Here is an 18,019-nt window from a genome sequence, read left to right on the forward strand (position 1 = left end):
TCGACCGGGGAAGACCTGCGCCCCCGCCTGCCGCCGCGCCACACTGGATCCATGAGCACCGCCGCCGACGCCCTCGCCCGCCTCGTCGAGGGCATCGACCGCGAGCGGCTGGGCGCGTACGGGGCGGTCGTGCGGATCGGCGACGACGAGGTGGCGCACCGCTGGCGCAGCGACGACCGCGAGAACCTCTACTCGGTGTCGAAGGGCGTGTGCGCGCTCGCCGTCGGCATGGCGGTCGATGCGGGGATCCTCGTCCTCGACACCCGTGTGCCCGAGCTGCTGCCCGAGCTCGACCTCGGCGCGGGCGTGGACGAGGTCACCGTCGAGCACCTCCTCACCATGACCAGCGGCATCGACCTCGCCTGGTTCGGCGACGAGCCCGTCCCCGGCCCCGACCTCGCCCAGGCCATGCTCGGCCGGCCGAGCCGCGGCCGCGTCTTCCAGTACAGCGACGCGAGCCCCTACGTCGCCATGCGGATGCTCGCCGCCGCGGTCGGCGACGTCCGCGACTGGCTCCTCCCGCGCCTCTTCACCCCGCTCGGCATCGGCAACCCGCAGTGGCACCGCTGCCCGCTCGGCTTCGTCGTGGGCGGCAGCGGCCTGGAGCTGCGCACCGGCGAGCTCGCGCGCATCGGCCGGCTGCTGCGCGACCGCGGCGCGTGGGAGGGCCGGCAGCTCGTGAGCGCGGAATGGGTCGACCGGATGCACGGATCCTGGGTCGAGACCGGCGCCGACCCGCAGTCCCCCTTCGCCCGCTACGGCCTCGCGACCTGGGACAGCCCGGGCGACGCCTGGCGCATCGACGGCCGCTACGGCCAGTACGTGCTGGTCGACGGATCCCGCGACGCGGTCGTCACCATCACGGCCCACGAGGAGGAGCGCGACCACCGGCTCGCGGAGCTGGCGGTCGAGGCCGTGGCGGACGCGGCGTCCGTCGTCGGCTGAGCTCCCGCGTCAGCCGACCGGCGCCGCCAGCGGATCCGGCTCCCGGCGCGTCCGCCCCGCGTCGCTCACCACCGCGAAGCCCTCGCGCGCCCAGTACTCGTACCCGCCGATCAGCTCCTGCACGCGCGTGTAGCCGAGCGTCGCGAGGGTGAGGGCGGCGCGCGTGCTGCCGTTGCAGCCGGGTCCCCAGCAGTAGACGACGATGCGGGCATCGCGGTCGGGCAGCTCGTCGGCGGCGCGCAAGGCCAGCTCCTGGCCGGGGATGTGGACGGCTCCGGGGATCCGCCCCTGCGCCCACGACGCGTCCGAGCGCACGTCGACCACGAGCGGCGCGGCGCCGCTCGCCCGGTCGGCGGCGAGGTCGGCGGGGTCGGTCTCGTAGGTCAGCTTGGCGGCGAGGAAGTCGGTCGCGGAGAGGCTCGTCTGCATGCCTCCATCGAAGCGGTCACGCCCGACGGCGAGGAAGGGCCGTCGCGCGGCATCGGGGCCGTCGCGCCGCGGATCGCCCGGTAGGTTCGGCCGCATGCCGACGAATCCGCCGCTGACCCTCGACGCCACCGACCACGCGATCATCGCCGAGCTGCAGGGCGACGGCCGGATGAGCGTCGCGCAGCTGGGCCGGGCCGTCTCGCTCTCGGCCAGCGCGACCGCCGAGCGGGTGCGCCGGCTCACGGAGGGCGGCATCATCACGGGGTACTCCATCACGGTGGATCCCGAGGCGCTCGGCTGGGCGGTCACCGCCTTCGTCCGGCTGGCCTACCCGTCGGGCGACTACCGGCCGTTCCACGCGCTGGTCGCCGAGCTGCCGGAGATCGTCGAGGCGCACCACGTGACGGGCGCCGACTGCTTCATCATCAAGGTCCACGCCCGCTCCATGCGCGACCTCGAACGCATCACGGGCCGCCTCGCCGCCCTCGGCGGGATCACGACCCACGTCGTGTACTCGAGCCCGGTCCCGGGGCGGCACGTCGGGCCGGCGTGATCCACGCCCCGGGCGGCCGGGCGTCCCCCGTCCCCGTCCCGTCGCGCTCTCGTGCTCCTGCGCCGGAGGGGCACGTCGGGTGGAGCCCGATGGGACTTGGTAACATTACCAACACCGTCCGAGCTTGGTAACATTACCAACATGCGCGACGCGACTGACAACCCCTTCAGCCCCGGCTCCGACACCGTCCCGGAGATCTGGGCCGGCCGCACCGAGCAGCTCGGCGACTGGCGCGACGTGGTCCGTCCCCGCCTCCTCCGAGGGCTCCCCGAGCGCGGGCGCACCGTGCTCGGCGAACCCGGGCTCGGCAAGTCCTCCCTCGTGCGGCGCATCGCGCAGAACGCCGCGCGGGAGGGGGACTGGGTCACGCCGCAGCTCCGCATCCCCCTCGGCGCCGATCCGCTCAAGCCCGTCGCGGCCGCGGTGTTGGAGCTCGCGCGCGCCGCCGGTCTGCCCGCGGTGCGCGAGAAGCGCATCAAGGACGCCATCGCGCGGGTGGAGACGGTCGCGGCAGCGGGGCTCTCGCTCACCATGCGCGGGGGATCCGAGCAGAGCGGCCCGGAGCCGTACACGGCGCTGACCGCGCTGCTGGTCGAGGTGGGCCGCGCGGCGATGCGGCACGAGCGGGTCGCCCTGGTGCACGTCGACGAGGTCCAGAACATCACGGACGAGCGGACGCTGTCCCAGCTGCTGATCGCGCTCGGCGACGCGATCACGCACGAGGAGGAGGTCGCCGTCCCGGGCGGTGCCCGTGTCCGCCGGTCCCTGCCGATCGCCGTGTACCTCACCGGCCTGCCTGACTTCGAGGACCGGGCCGGCGCCCACAAGGGCGCGACCTTCGCGCGGCGCTTCCGCACCACGGTCCTGACCGCGATCGACGACGACGACATCCGCGCCGCGCTGCAGGACTTCGTCGTGCCGGGCTGGGAGGTCGCGGACGGCTCCGGCCGCACCCGTCGCATCCGCATGGAGCAGGACGCCGCCGCGGCGATCGTGGACCTGTGCCGTGGGGAGCCGTTCCTCTTCCAGCTGGCGGGGGAGCGCGCGTGGTACGCGGGATCCGGGCCGACGATCACCCGGGACGAGGTCCATGCGGGCTGGCGCGGGGCGGAGCGCGAGGCGGCCGCGCATGTCGAGCGGATCCTCGAGCGGCTGCCCCCGCGGGAGCGCGCCTTCATCGAGGCGATGGCCGCGCTGCCCGCCGAGGAGCGCACGCTCACCCGGATCGCGAAGGAGATGGGCCGATCGAGGGCCGCGGAGGTCGGCACCACGGCGCAGCGCCTGGACACCGTGCGCGGCATCATCGACCGGGGCACGTCCTACGGCTTCCGGCACCGCGCGATCGAGGCCCACCTGACCAGCGCCTGGCCCAGGATCCGGTGAAGCGGGACGGGGCGTCTCCCGTCACGACGATGGTGTCCACCGGCTGAGCCGCTCCGCGCCGCCGCCCGCGTTGACACGTCCCCCGCGCCCCCGCGAGAATGGAGGCGCGTTGCTCTTACAACGTTGTAACGGCTCGGATCCACCCGGCACTCCCGGCGTCGATCGGCCCCATTCCCGATGAAGCGAAGGACCCCTCCATGACCGACGCCCGCCCCGCGGCCGACGCCCGCATCGCCATCGACCGCACCGCGGTCGTCGCCCCCGTCAACCGCCGCACCTTCGGCTCGTTCGTCGAGCACCTCGGCCGCTGCGTCTACGACGGCATCTACGAGCCCGGCCACCCCACCGCGAACGCCGACGGCTTCCGCGGCGACGTCGTCGACCTCGTCAAGGAGCTCGGCACGAGCACCATCCGCTACCCCGGCGGCAACTTCGTCTCCGGCTACCGCTGGGAGGACGGCGTCGGCCCGCGTGCCGAGCGCCCGAAGCGCCTCGACCTCGCCTGGCACTCGCTCGAGACCAACGAGGTCGGCCTCGACGAGTTCGCGCGCTGGTGCGAGCTCACCGGCAGCGAGCTGATGATGGCCGTCAACCTCGGCACCCGCGGCGTGCTCGAGGCCCTCGACATCCTCGAGTACGCGAACCACCCGGGCGGCACCGCCCTCTCCGACCAGCGCATCGCCAACGGATCCCCGAAGCCGCACGACGTGAGGATGTGGTGCCTCGGCAACGAGATGGACGGCGACTGGCAGGTCGGCAACATGACCGCCGAGGACTACGGCACGCTCGCCGGCCGCACGGCCCGCGCCATGAAGATGGTCGACCCGACCCTCGAGCTCGTCGCGTGCGGCAGCAGCGGATCCGGCATGGCGACCTTCGGCGAGTGGGAGCGGATCGTGCTGGAGAAGACGTACGACTCGGTCGACTTCATCTCCGCCCACGCCTACTACCAGGAGCGCAAGGGCGACCTCGGCAGCTTCCTCGCCTCCTCGCTCGACATGGAGTACTTCATCGCCACGGTCGTCTCCACGGCCGACCACGTGAAGCACCGCCTGAAGAGCGACAAGACGGTCAACATCTCCTTCGACGAGTGGAACGTCTGGTACCTCGACGAGCACCAGGAGTCCGGCGTCATCACCGAGGGCTGGCCCTACGCGCCGCACCTGCTCGAGGACGTCTACTCGGTGGCGGACGCGGTCGTGCTCGGCAACCTCATGATCACGCTGCTGAAGCACAGCGACCGCGTCACGTCGGCCAGCCTCGCGCAGCTCGTGAACGTGATCGCCCCGATCATGACGGAGACCGGCGGCGGCGCCTGGCGCCAGACGACGTTCTTCCCGTTCTCGGTCACGAGCCGGCTCGCGCAGGGCGAGGTGCTGAAGCCGCGCATCGACGTGGGCACGTACGAGACCGAGGTGCACGGCACCGCGCCGCTCGTCGACTCCGTCGCGACCTTCGACGAGGCCACCGGCCGCGCCGCCGTCTTCCTGGTGAACCGCAGCCTGTCGGACGCGCTCACGATCGAGGTCGACGTGGCCGGCCTCGCCGTCTCCGAGGTGCTCGAGGCCGTCGGGATCCATGACGAGGACGTCTACGCGAAGAACACGTTCGAGGACCGCGAGCGCGTGGGCCTCACGCCGAACGCCTCGGCGACGCTCGCCGACGGCACCCTCACGATCACGCTCCCGCCCGTGTCGTGGACGGCCGTGTCGCTCGGCTAGCCGCACCCGCTCGACCACGCGCCCGTCGCGCCGCATCCGCGGCCGGCGGGCGTCGTGCGTGATGGGGCGGGCGCGGATCGTTCGCGGTGCGCATGCGTCCGGCGCGGTGCGCGGCGTACGCGAACGCGAACGCGCATGCACATCCGAGACGGAAGGGTACGGCGGTGTCCCCAGCGCCTGCTCGCTGTGGATGGGCGCGCCCGAGGGATCGGGATGGTTCCCTAACCTCTCGCTCTACCCACACACGAACGGAGCACCATCGCCATGCCATCCATCGCGCCCTCGACCCGATCCTCGCGTCGCCTCCGCCGGGCGGGGACCGTCGCCGCCGCCGCGGCCATCGCGCTCTCCGCCATCTTCGGCCTCGGCATCGCGCCGGCATCCGCAGCCACGGCCGCCGCGGCCCCAGCGTCCACCCCCACCGACGCCTCCCAGATCACCATCCCCGGAGCCAAGCCCGGACCGGCGCCCAAGTGGCCCGGCGCGCAGTACCGGTTCGTGTTCCAGACGCACTGGGTCAAGGTCGCCGACGGGGGGCAGAACATCCGGTCCTTCCGCATCCGGGGCTACTCGGTCAGGCCGGGTGGGCTGGCCGTCAACGACATCAACGAATGCGTCACGTACCCCGGATATGACCCCAAGATCACTGACTACCGCAACGTGGGCATCGTCCTGCCGCAGATCCTCAACACCACCGTCACCAGCTACTCCGGCCCCTCGTGCACCGGCTACGACTACTCGAAGGTCGGCGGAAGCGGTCCGATCGACAGGGGGGATATCCACTGGACGCTCTTCACGCACCACGCGCCGGCTCCTCGCTGACCGGACGATCCGCATGCACCGACGGCCGACGTCTCCCCCGCGGAGACGTCGGCCGTCGTCCGTCAGCGCGACCCGCCGACGAGGTGCGGTCGGTCCCTCCACCAGCTCGGCCTCGCGCGGCGGGGCGCGTGCGCGGCGTCGCGGGTCGTGCGCGCATGCACATCCGCGGTGCGTGGATGCCGAGAGTCCCCATCACCCGCCCGGTGTGGATGCGCCCGTCCGCGGGATCGGCGGGCTGCTTAGCCTCTGATCTCCTACCCACGAACGGAGCATCATCGTCATGCCATCCACCACGCACTCCACCCGGTCCTCGCGTCTGCGCCGTCGCGCGGGCACCCTGGCCGCCGCGGCGGCCGTCGCGCTCTCCGCGACCGTCGGGCTCGGCATCGCGCCGGCGTCCGCGGCCCCGTCGACCACCCACGCCACCGGGTCCTTCTTGAGCACCAGCCCGGCCGGAGACCCCACGGAATCCAAGGCCTCCAGCCAGATGTACACGTTCACGACGCACTGGACCCCGGTCAAGCGCGGCGGGCAGAACGTCGTGTCCATCAAGATCGTGGGCCCCGCTGACAAGGCGGAGAACGGGGGCCTCCATTCGAGCTTTGTCCTCTGCGAGACCATCCCCGACTACCGCAACTACCTCGACACCGACGCCCATGTGAACGTATTCCTACCGCAGGCGGACGGCTTCACCGTCCTCAGCTACCCCGGCCCCGGTTGCGGGGACTACCCCTACACCGACGGATTCGGGCCGATCGACTCCATCCATCGCAGCTGGACCGTCTACACGCGCCACTCGCCGACATCGCGTAACTGACCGGACCATCCGCACGCACCGACGGCCGGCTTCCCTCTCGTGGGGACGCCGGCCGTCGGCGCGTCAGCGCGGTGCATCTCCGGGATCCAGCGCGCGGGCGGCTCCCGGGCGGCTGTCGTCGTCCCGGCCCGGTCGCGCCCGTCGCGCTCCTCTCGGGGCCGGGACGAGGCCGGATCAGCCTCGCCGCTCCGCCCACAGCACCGCCATCACGATCACGTCGACCGGCTGGCCGTCGAAGCGGAAGGCCGCCCGGAGGCGGCCCTCCTCGACGAAGCCCGCGCGCTCGTAGACGCGGCGGGCGCGGGGGTTGATGGACAGGACCTCGAGGGAGATGCGCTCGAGGTCGGTCGCGGCGAAGGCGTGGTCGACGAGCAGGCGCACCGCCTCCGAGCCGAGGCCGCGGTCGCGGCCGGCGGGGCCGATGAGGATGCGGAGGTTCGCGCTCCGGTCCTCGGGGCTCCACTCGTTGAGCACGGCCTCGCCCACGCACGCGTCCGTCGCGCGGTCGACGAGCGCCAGGTCGAGGCGGTCGGCCTGGTCGGCGCGCGTCGCGTACCAGGTGCGCGTGCGGTCGTCGAGCTCCGGGCGCGCGGCCATCTCCTCGACCTCGGCGGTGCTGTGCGCGGATCCCGTGAGGCGGATGACGTCGGGGTCGGCGAGGACGGGCACCATCGCGTCCATGTCCGCGGGCGTGAAGGGGCGGAGGACCACGCGCCCGCCCTCGAGGTGCGGGAGCGCGGGGAGGAGGCGGTGCTCGGCGGTGCTCATCCGTCCATCGTGCCGGGTCGCGGGCGCGCGTCGCGGCGGCTGGGCTCCCCGGCTCGATGGCGGGGAGCCCGTGTGCGGCGCGGTGTCGTGGGCGCTGCCGGGTCCGTGACCGGTCAGGCGGCCCGCCGGCGTCGGCTGAGGAGCCCGTCGACGCTGAGGCGGCCCGCGCCGAGGAGCGCGAGCACGACGAGGCCGGCGATCAGGGCGAGCACGAGCTCGTAGCCCCCGGCGTCGACGAAGATCCCCTTGCCGGCGTGCACGATGGCGAACGCGCCGAGCAGGTTGACGATGTTGAGCGCGGCGAACACGGGCGTCAGGAGCCCGAGGACCAGCGCGGCACCGCCGACCGTCTCGACCGTCGCGGCGAAGACCGCCGCGACGCCCGGGACGGGGATGCCCATCTGCGTGAAGGAGGCGGCGGTCCCGTCGAGCGTGTACTCGACGAACTTCTGCAGGCCGTGCGCGACCAGGATGACGCCGATCGCGACCCGGACGACGAGCAGGGCGGCGTCCTGGAGGGCGGGCGTCGTGCGGGCGGGGTGGAGCAGCGTGCGCATGCGGGGTTCTCCTTCGTGCGGTGGACGGTGGGGATCCGGGTCGTGGGCCGGAGGCCGGGTGCGCCCGAGCCGCCGCAGCGGTGCCGCGAGCCGCAGCGGTCGTGCCCGTTCGGGTACCCGACCACCCCGCCGCGGTGATCGAGACCCGCGGCGACCTGGGATGCGCGACCCGGCCGGGCCGCGGTGCGATCGGCGGGCCACGTCCTGCCCCCGATGCCCCACGCTCGGTCGTTGAACGTTCAAAGACCGTACGGGCCGACATCCGGGCGAGTCACATCCCGTCGGCGCGCGCACGAGCACCTCGTGGAGATGCCGTCGCGCGTCCGTGGCTCGATCCGCGCCGGGTAGGGCTCGCGCCCGGGCGGGATCCCGGGTGCGGGCGGATCAGCGCCCGTCGCGTCCCCGGTAGAGCGTCATCAGCGTGGCCGAGATGCGGCCGCCGGGGCCGAGGCGGTGGCCGTTGGCCTCGAGCCAGGCGCGGGCGGCGGCGCGCTCACCCGTCGGGGCGGCGGTGCCGGTTGCTGGGCGCGCGGGCTCGTCGGAGAGCGGCGTGATCGTCACGGTCGTGCGCCGGCCGGCGGCGACGTAGGGCGCGAGCGCGGCGCGCAGGGCCCGGGCGCCGTCGGCGTCGAGGTCGACCTCGTGGATGATCCCGTCGAGGCCGAACCGCACCGTCTCGGTCGCGCCGTCGCGGCGGGCGTCGCCCTGCGGATCCACGCGCTCGTCCATGTCGTCTCCCTGCTCTCGGTCCCCTCCGGCAGCCTAGGTCGCCCCACCGACGCGTCTGCGCGCTAGATGAGAACGGTTCTCTTCTAGACTCGGAGGATGGATCCCCACGCGAACGCCCCGCGCCCCGTCGGCATCGGCGGGCTGGCCGTGACCCTCGTCTCCGCGAGCGACCTCCGCGCCGCCTCGTCCGTCGCGGCCGCCGCCGTCGGCGCACCCGAGACCGAGCCGCCCGCCGTGGTCGAGGCGCCGGACGGCGACAGCGGCGACCTCGGCGCGGACATCGCCGACGGCCTCATCGCGGACGCCGACGACGGGCGCACGGGGCTCGCGGTCGTCGCGCTCGAGCCGGCCGCGGATCCGCTCGAGGTCGCGCTGGTGCTGGAGCACGTGGTCGAGGCGCGGCATCCCGGGGCGACGCCCATCGGGATCCTCGACGTGGTCGCCGTCTCATCCGTCGCCGAGGTCCGCGACGTGCTGCTCGACCCGGACGACGACGACCGGCCGTTCGACGACGCCGAGCGGCTGGCGGCGCGCCTCGAGTGCGCGAGCGTCGTGGTGCTCGACGGGTGGGATCCGGCCTGGTCGTCCCCGGACGCGCGTCGCGTCGTCGCCCTGCTCGCGCTCCTCGCCCCGGCCGCGCGCGTCGTGCCCGTCGGCGACCGGGCGTCGCTCGCGTCCGCGCCGCTGCGGATCGGCCGGCAGCGCGCCCGCCGCCTCGCCGCGGGCATGGGCTGGCAGCGGGCGCTCGCGGGCGTCGCCCCGGCCGCGTCGCCCGAGGGGCTGGGCGTGCACGTGTTCCGCGATCCGCGCCCGTTCCATCCGGGCCGTCTGCACGCGGCCGTCGCGCGCGACCTCGTGCCCGGGCCCGTCGGCCGCATCGTGCGCTCCCGCGGCCTCGCGCGCCTCGCGTCCCGGCCCGCGACGGTGGGCTCGTGGGCGACCGCGGGCGACGTGCTGCGGCTGGACCCGACGGCCATGGCCAGCTGGGATGCGGAGTCGCCGGCCGGCCAGGAGATCGCCTTCGTGGGGGAGCGGCTCGACGGGGCCCTGCTCGACCGGATCCTCGGCGCCTGCCTGCTCGAGCCCGACGAGCTCGTGGCCGGGCCCGACGCGTGGCACGGCTACGCGGATCCGTTCCCCGCCTGGGACACCGAGCACCGCCACTGAGGCGGGCGCCGGTCAGGCCGCGTCCGCGACCACCCGGCCCTCCTCGAGCCGGACGACGCGGTCGGCGTCGGCGAGCACGGCCGGGTCGTGGGAGACGCACGCGACGGCGACGCCGCGGTCGGCCTCCGAGCGGAGGATCGCGCGGATCCGCTCGGCGCTCGCCGCGTCGAGCCCGGTGGTCGGCTCGTCGAGCAGCAGCAGCCGGGCGCCGCGGGCGAGCCCCTGCGCGAGGAGCGCGCGCTGGCGCTGGCCGCCGGAGAGCGCGCCGAGGGGCTGCGCCGCGAGCGACGCGATGCCGAGGCGGTCCATGGCGTCGTCGACGGCGGCGCGGGCGTCCGCGTCGAGGCGGCGCCACCGGCCCGCGCGTCCCCACGCGCCCACGGTGACGACGTCGCGCACGGTCACGGGCAGGTGGTCGGGCACGGCGGCGCGCTGCGGCACGAAGGCCGCCTCGGCGACCGCGGTGCGCGTGCCGGACGTCGGGACCCGGGTGCCCGCGACCACCTCCAGCAGCGTCGACTTGCCGGCGCCGTTGGGGCCGGCGATCGCCGTCAGGGTGCCGGGATCCAGGCGCAGGTCGACGCCGTCGAGGGCGCGTCGGTCGCCGAACGCCACGTGCACGGCGTGGAGGAGCGCGGCGGGATCACGGGGCGCGGGAGGGGGCATGCGCCCAATCCTACGCATTTGATAAGCGTTCTCATTCTCGGCTACGGTCGGGGATCGTGCCCTCCATCACCTCCGGGATCCTCGAGCCGTTCGCCCTCGACTTCCTCCAGCGCGCCCTCCTCGGCGGCGCGCTCGTCGCGATCCTCTGCGGCGTGGTGGGCACGTGGGTCGTCATCCGCGGCATGGCCTTCCTCGGCGAGGCGCTCGCCCACGGCATGCTGCCCGGCGTCGCGCTCGCCACCGTGCTCGGCCTGCCCGTGCTCGTCGGCGGCGCGCTGAGCGCGGTCGCGATGAGCCTCGGGATCGCCGCCCTCCAGCGCCGCGGCCGGCTCTCCTACGACACGAGCATCGGCATGCTGTTCGTCGCGATGCTCGCGCTCGGGGTCGTCGTGATCTCGCACTCGGGCAGCTTCGCCACCGACGCCACCTCGATCCTCTTCGGCGACATCCTCGCCATCACCTCCCTCGACGTGGCGCTGCTCGCGGGCGCCGTCGTCGTGGGGCTCGGCGTCGCGTGGGCCTTCCACCGGCCGCTCGTGGCGCTCGCGCTGGATCCCCGCATCGCCGCCGTGCTGCGCCTCGGCCCCCGCTCGGCGCAGGCCGCGCTCGTGGGGCTCGTGACGCTCGCGGTCGTCGCGTCGTACCAGGCCGTCGGATCCCTGCTGGTCGTCGGCCTGCTGCTCGCGCCGGCCGTCGCGGCCGGGCACTGGACCGCGCGGATCCCCACCCGCATGGCGCTCGCGGCCGCGCTCGGCATCGCGTCGGTGTTCGTCGGGCTCCTCGTCTCGTGGCACGCGGCGACGGCCGCGGGCGCGTCCGTCGCGGCCACCGCGATCGCGGTCGCGGCGCTGTCCGGCGCGGCCCGCGCCTGCCTCACGGCGCTGCGGTCGCGACGGCCGGGCACGGACGGGGACGTGGGTCGCGACGACGACCGCGACCGCGTCGGGGCCGACGCGCCCACCCGACCCCGGGCCGCCTCGGGCGCGCCCGCCGCATGACCCCCGCGACGGCCGCCCGCCGCGATCCATCCCCCACCCCACCCCGACGAGAGGACCCCGTGCGCTCCCGCATCCCCGCCATCCCCCTGCTGGCCGGCCTCGCGCTCGCCCTGACCGCGTGCGCCACCGGCCCCGCGGCCGAGCCGACCGAGGATCCCGCCGCCTCCGACGAGCAGGGCGAGGGCCACGGCGCCGTCGCGGGCGCCGCCGAGCTCTCCGAGCCGCGCCTCGGCCTCACCGCGATCGACCCGACCGGCGCCGTCTCCCACCTCGACCTCCTCGACGAGTCGGTCGCCGACCTCGGCAGCATCGGCGCACCCACGGCCATGGACACCGACGGCCGCTACCTCTTCGCCCAGACGGACGCGGGCGTCGAGATCGTCGACAGCGGCGTCTGGACGTGGGACCACGTCGACCACTTCCACTACTACCGGGCGGATCCGCGCCTCCTCGGCACGGTCGAGGGCGGCGGCACCGCCACGGTCGCGACGACCAACCTCTCCACCACGGGCGGCACGGGCCTCTTCTTCCCCGACTCCGGCGAGGCCGTGCTGCTCGACACCGAGGCGCTGTCGAAGGGCGAGATCACCGAGCGCTTCCGCCTCGACGGTGAGCCCGGGCCCGGCATGGTCGTGCCCGTCGGATCCCTCGCGCTCGTCACCGAGGGGCAGGGAGCCGACGCGGCGGTCGCCGGCTACACGGCCGACGGCGAGCGCACGGGCCTCGTCGAGCCGTGCCCGGATCCGGCCGGCACCATCACGACGCGCGTCGGCGCGGTCATCGGCTGCGGCGACGGCGCCCTGCTCGCCAGCGTGGACGGCGACGAGCTGAGCGTGGAGCGGATCCCGTACCCGGAGGGATCCACCGCACCGGCCGCCACGTCCTTCGACAACCGCGAGGGCCGGCCGACGGTCGCGGGCCTCGCCGGAGACCAGGGCATCTGGCTGCTCGACACCCGCGAGCGCTCCTGGACGCTGCTCCCGGCGCCCGCCCCGCTCGTGCACGTCAACGCGGTCGACGACGCCGACGACCACCTCCTCGCGCTCACCCGCGACGGACGCGTGCTCGTGCTGTCCGCGGAGGACGGCACCGTGATCTCCGACACCGGGCCGCTCGTCGCCGACTCGATCGCGGCCGGCCGGATCCCCGCCCTCGTCGCCGACCAGCAGCGCGCCTACCTGTCGGGTCCGGTCGAGCGGCGGCTTCACGAGATCGACTACGCCGACGGCGCCCGCGTCGCGCGCACATTCGACACCGCGACCGAGCCCGCGTTCACCGCAGAGACCGGCCGATGAGCGCCCGTCGGATCGGCGCCGCGCTCGCGGGCGCCGTCGCGGCCGCCGCGGCCGCCGTCGCCCTCACCGGCTGCGCGAGCGCGGGCGACGGCCGGCCGACCGTGTACGTCTCCACCAACATCCTCGGCGACGTCGTGGAGGAACTGGTGGGCGACGAGGCCGAGGTCGTGACGCTCATGAAGCCGAACGCGGATCCGCACTCGTTCGAGATCTCCGCGCAGGAGGCCGCCCGCCTCCGCGCGGCCGACCTCGTCGTCTCCAACGGCCTCGGTCTCGAGGAGGGGCTGCAGCAGCACCTCGACGCGGCCACGGCCGCCGACGTGCCGTCCTTCGTCGCGGGCGACGCCATCGAGGTGCTCGACTACGCCGAGGGAGACGCGGAGGGCATGCCCGACTCGCACTTCTGGACGGACCCCGCGCGCATGGTCGACGTCGTCGACGCGCTCGAGCCGGTGCTCGCGGGCATCGACGGCGTGGATCCCGCGGTGATCTCCTCGAACACCGCCGGGTACCGCGGCGAGCTCGAGGCGCTCGACGCGGAGATGACGGCCGCGTTCGCCGCGATCCCCGCCGAGCGCCGCGCCCTCGTCACCAACCACCACGTCTTCGGCTACCTCGCCGACCGCTTCGGGTTCGAGGTCGTCGGCGCGGTGATCCCCGGCGGCACCACCCTCGCCGCGCCCTCCGCCAGCGACCTCGCCGACCTCGTGTCGGCCGTCGAGGAGACCGGCGTCCCCACGATCTTCGCGGAGTCCTCGTCGCCCGACCGCCTCGTGCAGGCGCTGGCGAGCGAGGCCGACATCCGCGTGGAGGTGGTCGAGCTGTTCACGGAGTCCCTCACGGGTCCCGAGGGCGGCGCCCCCGACTACCTCGCCATGATGCGCGTCAACACGCAGCGCATCGCCACCGGGCTCTCCCCCTGAGCGCCCGCGATCACCCACACAGAAGGAACGACACATGCGCACCCCCCGCCTCCGACGGACCGGCATCGCCGCCGTCACCCTGGGCCTCGCCGCGACGCTCGCGGCCTGCTCCACCCCGGCTCCCGAGGGCTCCCCGTCCTCCGACGCGGCCGCCGGATCCGGCGAAGCAGCCGGACCCCGCGTCGCCGTCTCGTACGAGGGCGGCATCCTCGTCCTCGACGGCAAGACGCTCGAGACCGTCTCGGACCTCGACTCCGAGGAGTTCACCCGCCTCAACCCCGCGGGTGACGACCGGCACGTCATGGTCACGATGAGCGAGGGCTTCCAGGTGCTCGACACCGCGGCCGGCAGCGCCGACGAGGCCGAGCTCACCGACACGGTGTTCCCGGCGGACACCCCCGGCCACGTCGTCCGCCACGCGGGCAAGACGATCCTCTACGCCGACGGCACGAGCGACACCACGGTCTTCGACACCGCGGCCCTCTCCTCCACCGACGGCATGCCCGAGACCGAGACCATCGAGGGCGTCGAGGCGCACCACGGCGTCTCGATCGTCCTCGAGGACGGCACCTTCCTCACCACGGTCGGCAACGCGGACGGCCGCAACGGCGTCGAGGTCCGCGACGCGTCCGGCGCGGTCGTCGCGAAGACGGACCAGTGCCCCGGCGTGCACGGCGAGGGCACCGCGGCCGGCGAGGCCGTCGTCTTCGGCTGCGAGGACGGCGCGATCCTGTACTCGGACGGCGAGATCACCAAGCTCACCGCGCCCGACCAGCCGTATGGCCGCATGGGCAACGCCTACGTGAGCGAGACCAGCCCGATCGTCGTCGGCGACTACAAGTCCGACCCGGACGCCGAGGGCTACCTGCTCGAGGCCGTCACGCTGATCGACACCGAGGCGAAGAGCCTCCGCGTCGTCGACCTGCCCGAGGGCGTCGGCTACACCTTCCGCGACGTCGCGCGCGGCCCGGACGACATGGCCTACATCCTCGGCTCCGACGGCGCGATCCACGTGCTCGACCCCGCGACCGGCGAGCTGACCGACTCCTTCCCCGTCGTCGAGCCGTGGGAGAGCCCGGTGGAGTGGCAGGACCCGCACCCCGCGATCGTCGTCGCCGACGGCATCGGCTACGTGACGGAGCCGGCGTCGAAGGAGGTCCACGCGGTCGACCTCACGACGGGCGAGGTGCTCTCGAGCACGACCCTCGAGGTCACGCCGAACGAGATGGCGGTCGCCGCGGGCTGATCCGCAGCGGCAGGCGCGGGGCGCGGGGCGGATGCTCCGCGCCCCGCGTCGTCGTGACGGCCGTCCCCGTCGGGCGCTCCGGCGGCGGCCGCTGTGGAGGATCGACCGCGGGCCGGCGCCGTCGCGTGGGAAGGTCCTGGCTCCTGCTCCGCGGCGCGCGGCGCGCGTCGCCGTCCTCGACCGGGACCCCCGCCCCGACGCCCGCTCCCGCGGTGCCGACCCGGAGGAGCGACGCCCGCATGACGACCGTGACCGGAGCGCCCCGCGCCGCGCGCATCCTCTTCTCGTTCGCCCGCGGCCGCGGTCATGCCGACCCGCTGATGCCCCTCGCGCGCGCGGCCGCGTCGGCGGGCCACGAGACGGCCCTCTGCGGAGCGCGCTCCGTCGTGCTCGACCAGACCGGCTTCGACCACCTCCACCCGCGCGAGGTGTCGACCATGCCGTCGACCGCGCAGCGGACCTGGCGGGAGGACGGCACCGGCGTCCTGACCCCCGTCTCCTCGTCCGGGCTCCTGCGGAACGTCGCGTCGTACTTCCTCGGTGACAGCGCCCGCGACGCGCGCGACGCCGTCCTCGGGATCGCCGCCGCGTGGCCGGCCGACGTCGTCGTCTGCGACGGGCAGGACTTCGGCGCCATGGTCGCGGCCGAGCGCCTCGGCATCCCGTGCGTCGTGGTCGACGTGTTCGCGACCGCGCCCGAGGGGTGGATCGAGCAGATCCGCGGGCCCATGCAGGGCTTCCGGGCGGAGGTCGGGCTCGGGCCCGACCCGGAGCTGCGCGTGCTCGACGGCCAGCTCGCCGTGATCCCGTTCCCCGCGTCGTTCCGCGCCCTCCGCGAGCGCCGCGCCCCCGTGACGCGCATGCGCCCCGAGGCGCCCCAGCGGGACCGCGACCACCCCGCCCTGGCCTGGCTCGCCGCGGGCGATGAGGAGCACCGGGTCTACGCGACGCTCGGCACGATCTTCAACAGGGCGTCGGGCGACCTGCTCCCGCGGATCATCCGGGCCCTCGAGTCGCTCCCCGTGCGCGCCCTGGTCACGACGGGGCCCGACATCGACCCGGCGGGCTTCCCAGTGTGCGGGCCGCACGTGCGCCTCGAGTCGTACGTGCCGCAGGACGGGGTGCTCGACGTGGTCGACCTCGTCGTCTCGCACGGCGGATCCGGCACCATGACCCAGTCCCTCTCCCACGGCGTGCCCCTGCTCGTGCTCCCGCTGGGGGCCGACCAGCTGCCCAACGGCGAGCGGGTGCGGGACCTGGGCGCGGGGGCGGTGCTCGACGCGCGGGCGACGCCGGCGGAGATCGCGACGCGGATCCGGGCCATGCTCGCGGATCCGTCGTCGCGCGCGGGCGCCGCGGCCGTGGCCGACGAGATGCGCGCGCTGCCCGCGCCGGCGGATGTGGTGCGGCGCATCGAGGCGCTCGTCCGCTGACACGACGGCGCCGCCTCCGGGGAGGCGGCGCCGGGTGCGGGCTCAGGCCCGGGGGAGCGACGGGGAGCCGAGCGGATGCGCGGATCGCGGGTCACGCACCGGGCGGGCAGTGCGGATCCTGACCGGGCACGGGGAAGTCGGGTGCGGTGCAGCCGTGGAAGTGGCCGGCGCCGTGCGCGGCGGCCGTAGCCGCGACTTCGGTGCCGGTGCCGGTGCCGGTGCCGCCGGCGTGCACGGCGATCGGGCCGAGCAGGAGCGCGGCGCTGAGCGCGCCCAGCGCGAGGGCGACGCGCGCGGTGCTCGACGGGCGGCGCGGGGAGGTCATGGTCATGGTGCATCTCCTGGTTCTCGGGGGCGGTCGTGGAGCGCGCCCGCTGCGACGGTCCCTGCGCAGCGGGCGACGAGACGAGGGTAGGAGCCCGCCGCGTCCGGCGACCGGGACGCACGAGCCCTGTGGAGGGCGGCCCTTCCGGGTCCGGGGCGGGGCGGATGTGCCTTGCCGATCGCGCAAGGATCCGTGCGCCAGGCGACGGGACTCCGGAGACTCGATCCATGGACATCACGCAGCGCATCGAAGGTCAGCAGGAGTGGGACGCGGTCGTCGTCGGGGGCGGCGTCGCGGGATCGAGCGCGGCGCTCATGCTCGCGCGCGCCCGCCGGAGCGTCCTCGTCGTGGACGCCGGCCAGCCCCGCAACGCGGTCGCCGCGCACATGCACGGCGTGCTCGGCCACGACGGGAAGCCGCCGCTCCAGCTCGTCGCCGAGGGGCGGCGCGAGATCGAGGGCTACGGCGGCGTCGTCGTCGACGGGCGGGTCGAGGGGATCGAGGCGGTCGGGGATCCCGCCGGCCCGCGCTTCCGCGTGACGCTCGACGGCGGCGCCGAGGTGCGCGCCCGCCGGGTGGTCCTCGCGACCGGCCTCGTCGACGTCCTGCCCGAGGTCGCCGGCCTCGCCGCGCACTGGGGCGCCGGCGTCGTCGTCTGCCCCTACTGCGACGGGTACGAGGTGCGCGACCGCCGCATCGGCGTGCTCGCGACCGGGCCCGGCAGCCTCCACCACGTGCAGATGCTGCGGCAGTGGTCGGCCGACGTCACGTTCCTCGTGGCGGGCGGCACGGCGGACGGCGCACCGCTGGAGATCGACGAGGCGACGCGCGCCGGCATCGACGCCCGCGGCATCCGCGTGGAGGAGACCGCGGTCGTGCGCGTGCTCGGCGAGCGGGGCGCGCTCGAGGGTGTGGAGCTCGCCGACGGCCGGATCCTCGAGCTCGACTCCCTCTTCGCCATGCCCGGAATCGCGCCCCGCGACGGGTTCGCCCGCGCGCTCGGCGCCGCGACCGAGGAGACGCCGTGGGGCCCGTTCGTGGCGGCGGATCCGACGGGCCAGACGAGCGTGCCCGGCCTCCTCATCGCGGGCAACGCCTCGAGCGGATCCGCGAACGTGCCCGTCGCCATGGCGGCCGGCACCATGGCCGGTGCGATGGCGAACGCGGGGATGGTGACGGAGGACGTGGCGATCGCGGTGGCTGCCGCGCGGTAGCGGTCCGCGCGTTCCCGACGTAAACTTG

General features: G+C 74.8%; 19 protein-coding genes. 13 read left to right on the forward strand and 6 right to left on the reverse strand.

Annotated features, from left to right (window positions below; genetic code table 11):
• Nucleotides 1-51 precede the first annotated feature (51 nt).
• Nucleotides 52-945: a serine hydrolase domain-containing protein gene (locus AES38_RS01125; RefSeq protein WP_053773424.1), complete on the forward strand. Its 894-nt coding sequence runs from the start codon at nucleotides 52-54 to the stop codon at nucleotides 943-945.
• Nucleotides 946-954: 9 nt separating this feature from the next.
• On the opposite strand, the gene AES38_RS01130 is transcribed toward AES38_RS01125, so the two are convergent.
• Nucleotides 955-1,374: a rhodanese-like domain-containing protein gene (locus AES38_RS01130; protein WP_053773425.1), complete on the reverse strand. Its 420-nt coding sequence runs from the start codon at nucleotides 1,372-1,374 to the stop codon at nucleotides 955-957.
• Nucleotides 1,375-1,468: 94 nt separating this feature from the next.
• Here AES38_RS01130 and AES38_RS01135 point away from each other — a divergent pair, with 94 nt between their 5' ends.
• The 5 genes from AES38_RS01135 (at nucleotide 1,469) to AES38_RS01155 (ending at nucleotide 6,670) form a co-directional block, all read left to right on the forward strand.
• A complete protein-coding gene (locus AES38_RS01135; protein WP_053773426.1) occupies nucleotides 1,469-1,927 on the forward strand; it encodes an Lrp/AsnC family transcriptional regulator in 459 nt (152 codons plus the stop codon).
• A 141-nt stretch (nucleotides 1,928-2,068) separates the two neighbouring features.
• Nucleotides 2,069-3,310 carry a Cdc6/Cdc18 family protein gene (locus AES38_RS01140; protein ID WP_053773427.1) on the forward strand — a complete coding sequence of 414 codons (1,242 nt, stop codon included), beginning with the start codon at nucleotides 2,069-2,071 and terminating at the stop codon, nucleotides 3,308-3,310.
• 197 nt (nucleotides 3,311-3,507) lie between these two features.
• Nucleotides 3,508-5,031, forward strand: coding sequence for an arabinosylfuranosidase ArfA (gene arfA / locus AES38_RS01145; protein WP_053773428.1), 1,524 nt, complete (start codon nucleotides 3,508-3,510; stop codon nucleotides 5,029-5,031).
• Between the two features lie 264 nt (nucleotides 5,032-5,295).
• Nucleotides 5,296-5,853 carry a hypothetical protein gene (locus AES38_RS01150; RefSeq protein ID WP_053773429.1) on the forward strand — a complete coding sequence of 186 codons (558 nt, stop codon included), beginning with the start codon at nucleotides 5,296-5,298 and terminating at the stop codon, nucleotides 5,851-5,853.
• A 280-nt stretch (nucleotides 5,854-6,133) separates the two neighbouring features.
• Entirely contained in the window at nucleotides 6,134-6,670 is a 537-nt protein-coding gene (locus AES38_RS01155; RefSeq protein WP_053773430.1) for a hypothetical protein, read from the forward strand.
• Nucleotides 6,671-6,844: 174 nt separating this feature from the next.
• Here AES38_RS01155 and AES38_RS01160 read toward each other — a convergent pair whose 3' ends face one another.
• The 3 genes from AES38_RS01160 to AES38_RS01170 form a co-directional block, all read right to left on the reverse strand.
• Nucleotides 6,845-7,438 carry a GNAT family N-acetyltransferase gene (locus AES38_RS01160; protein ID WP_053773431.1) on the reverse strand — a complete coding sequence of 198 codons (594 nt, stop codon included), beginning with the start codon at nucleotides 7,436-7,438 and terminating at the stop codon, nucleotides 6,845-6,847.
• A 113-nt stretch (nucleotides 7,439-7,551) separates the two neighbouring features.
• A complete protein-coding gene (locus AES38_RS01165; protein ID WP_053773432.1) occupies nucleotides 7,552-7,995 on the reverse strand; it encodes a DoxX family protein in 444 nt (147 codons plus the stop codon).
• Between the two features lie 384 nt (nucleotides 7,996-8,379).
• Nucleotides 8,380-8,724, reverse strand: a complete 345-nt coding sequence (locus AES38_RS01170; protein WP_053773433.1) for an Lsr2 dimerization domain-containing protein — start codon at nucleotides 8,722-8,724, stop codon at nucleotides 8,380-8,382.
• 96 nt (nucleotides 8,725-8,820) lie between these two features.
• On the opposite strand from AES38_RS01170, the gene AES38_RS01175 reads away from it, so the two are divergent.
• Entirely contained in the window at nucleotides 8,821-9,891 is a 1,071-nt protein-coding gene (locus AES38_RS01175) for a CobW C-terminal domain-containing protein (RefSeq protein ID WP_053773434.1), read from the forward strand.
• Nucleotides 9,892-9,903: 12 nt separating this feature from the next.
• Here AES38_RS01175 and aztA read toward each other — a convergent pair whose 3' ends face one another.
• A complete protein-coding gene (gene aztA, locus AES38_RS01180; RefSeq protein ID WP_053773435.1) occupies nucleotides 9,904-10,557 on the reverse strand; it encodes a zinc ABC transporter ATP-binding protein AztA in 654 nt (217 codons plus the stop codon).
• 56 nt (nucleotides 10,558-10,613) lie between these two features.
• Here aztA and aztB point away from each other — a divergent pair, with 56 nt between their 5' ends.
• The 5 genes from aztB to AES38_RS01205 all read left to right on the forward strand — a co-directional run bounded on the left by aztB (nucleotide 10,614) and on the right by AES38_RS01205 (nucleotide 16,452).
• Entirely contained in the window at nucleotides 10,614-11,555 is a 942-nt protein-coding gene (gene aztB / locus AES38_RS01185) for a zinc ABC transporter permease AztB (RefSeq protein WP_244629199.1), read from the forward strand.
• 59 nt (nucleotides 11,556-11,614) lie between these two features.
• Nucleotides 11,615-12,850 carry a hypothetical protein gene (locus AES38_RS01190; RefSeq protein WP_053773436.1) on the forward strand — a complete coding sequence of 412 codons (1,236 nt, stop codon included), beginning with the start codon at nucleotides 11,615-11,617 and terminating at the stop codon, nucleotides 12,848-12,850.
• Entirely contained in the window at nucleotides 12,847-13,773 is a 927-nt protein-coding gene (gene aztC, locus AES38_RS01195) for a zinc ABC transporter substrate-binding protein AztC (protein ID WP_053773437.1), read from the forward strand. The genes AES38_RS01190 and aztC overlap by 4 nt, the downstream gene beginning before the upstream one ends.
• A gap of 34 nt (nucleotides 13,774-13,807) precedes the next feature.
• Nucleotides 13,808-15,019: a zinc metallochaperone AztD gene (gene aztD, locus AES38_RS01200; RefSeq protein ID WP_053773438.1), complete on the forward strand. Its 1,212-nt coding sequence runs from the start codon at nucleotides 13,808-13,810 to the stop codon at nucleotides 15,017-15,019.
• Nucleotides 15,020-15,258: 239 nt separating this feature from the next.
• A complete protein-coding gene (locus tag AES38_RS01205) occupies nucleotides 15,259-16,452 on the forward strand; it encodes a glycosyltransferase (protein ID WP_053773439.1) in 1,194 nt (397 codons plus the stop codon).
• 91 nt (nucleotides 16,453-16,543) lie between these two features.
• Here the strand turns inward: AES38_RS01205 and AES38_RS01210 are convergent, their stop codons facing one another.
• A complete protein-coding gene (locus AES38_RS01210) occupies nucleotides 16,544-16,783 on the reverse strand; it encodes a hypothetical protein (RefSeq protein WP_053773440.1) in 240 nt (79 codons plus the stop codon).
• Between the two features lie 221 nt (nucleotides 16,784-17,004).
• Here AES38_RS01210 and AES38_RS01215 point away from each other — a divergent pair, with 221 nt between their 5' ends.
• Nucleotides 17,005-17,991: an NAD(P)/FAD-dependent oxidoreductase gene (locus AES38_RS01215; RefSeq protein WP_053773441.1), complete on the forward strand. Its 987-nt coding sequence runs from the start codon at nucleotides 17,005-17,007 to the stop codon at nucleotides 17,989-17,991.
• The last annotated feature ends 28 nt before the right edge of the window (nucleotides 17,992-18,019 follow it).

This window comes from Clavibacter capsici (assembly GCF_001280205.1).
Classification (GTDB): Bacteria; Actinomycetota; Actinomycetes; order Actinomycetales; family Microbacteriaceae; genus Clavibacter; species Clavibacter capsici.

Excerpts from the sequence above, each read along its gene's own strand:
- AES38_RS01125 (WP_053773424.1), top strand. The coding sequence starts at position 52 with ATGAGCACCGCCGCCGACGCCCTCGCCCGCCTCGTCGAGGGCATCGAC.
- AES38_RS01130 (WP_053773425.1), bottom strand. The coding sequence starts at position 1,374 with ATGCAGACGAGCCTCTCCGCGACCGACTTCCTCGCCGCCAAGCTGACC.
- AES38_RS01135 (WP_053773426.1), top strand. The coding sequence starts at position 1,469 with ATGCCGACGAATCCGCCGCTGACCCTCGACGCCACCGACCACGCGATC.
- AES38_RS01140 (WP_053773427.1), top strand. The coding sequence starts at position 2,069 with ATGCGCGACGCGACTGACAACCCCTTCAGCCCCGGCTCCGACACCGTC.
- arfA (WP_053773428.1), top strand. The coding sequence starts at position 3,508 with ATGACCGACGCCCGCCCCGCGGCCGACGCCCGCATCGCCATCGACCGC.
- AES38_RS01150 (WP_053773429.1), top strand. The coding sequence starts at position 5,296 with ATGCCATCCATCGCGCCCTCGACCCGATCCTCGCGTCGCCTCCGCCGG.
- AES38_RS01155 (WP_053773430.1), top strand. The coding sequence starts at position 6,134 with ATGCCATCCACCACGCACTCCACCCGGTCCTCGCGTCTGCGCCGTCGC.
- AES38_RS01160 (WP_053773431.1), bottom strand. The coding sequence starts at position 7,438 with ATGAGCACCGCCGAGCACCGCCTCCTCCCCGCGCTCCCGCACCTCGAG.
- AES38_RS01165 (WP_053773432.1), bottom strand. The coding sequence starts at position 7,995 with ATGCGCACGCTGCTCCACCCCGCCCGCACGACGCCCGCCCTCCAGGAC.
- AES38_RS01170 (WP_053773433.1), bottom strand. The coding sequence starts at position 8,724 with ATGGACGAGCGCGTGGATCCGCAGGGCGACGCCCGCCGCGACGGCGCG.
- AES38_RS01175 (WP_053773434.1), top strand. The coding sequence starts at position 8,821 with ATGGATCCCCACGCGAACGCCCCGCGCCCCGTCGGCATCGGCGGGCTG.
- aztA (WP_053773435.1), bottom strand. The coding sequence starts at position 10,557 with ATGCCCCCTCCCGCGCCCCGTGATCCCGCCGCGCTCCTCCACGCCGTG.
- aztC (WP_053773437.1), top strand. The coding sequence starts at position 12,847 with ATGAGCGCCCGTCGGATCGGCGCCGCGCTCGCGGGCGCCGTCGCGGCC.
- aztD (WP_053773438.1), top strand. The coding sequence starts at position 13,808 with ATGCGCACCCCCCGCCTCCGACGGACCGGCATCGCCGCCGTCACCCTG.
- AES38_RS01205 (WP_053773439.1), top strand. The coding sequence starts at position 15,259 with ATGACGACCGTGACCGGAGCGCCCCGCGCCGCGCGCATCCTCTTCTCG.
- AES38_RS01210 (WP_053773440.1), bottom strand. The coding sequence starts at position 16,783 with ATGACCATGACCTCCCCGCGCCGCCCGTCGAGCACCGCGCGCGTCGCC.
- AES38_RS01215 (WP_053773441.1), top strand. The coding sequence starts at position 17,005 with ATGGACATCACGCAGCGCATCGAAGGTCAGCAGGAGTGGGACGCGGTC.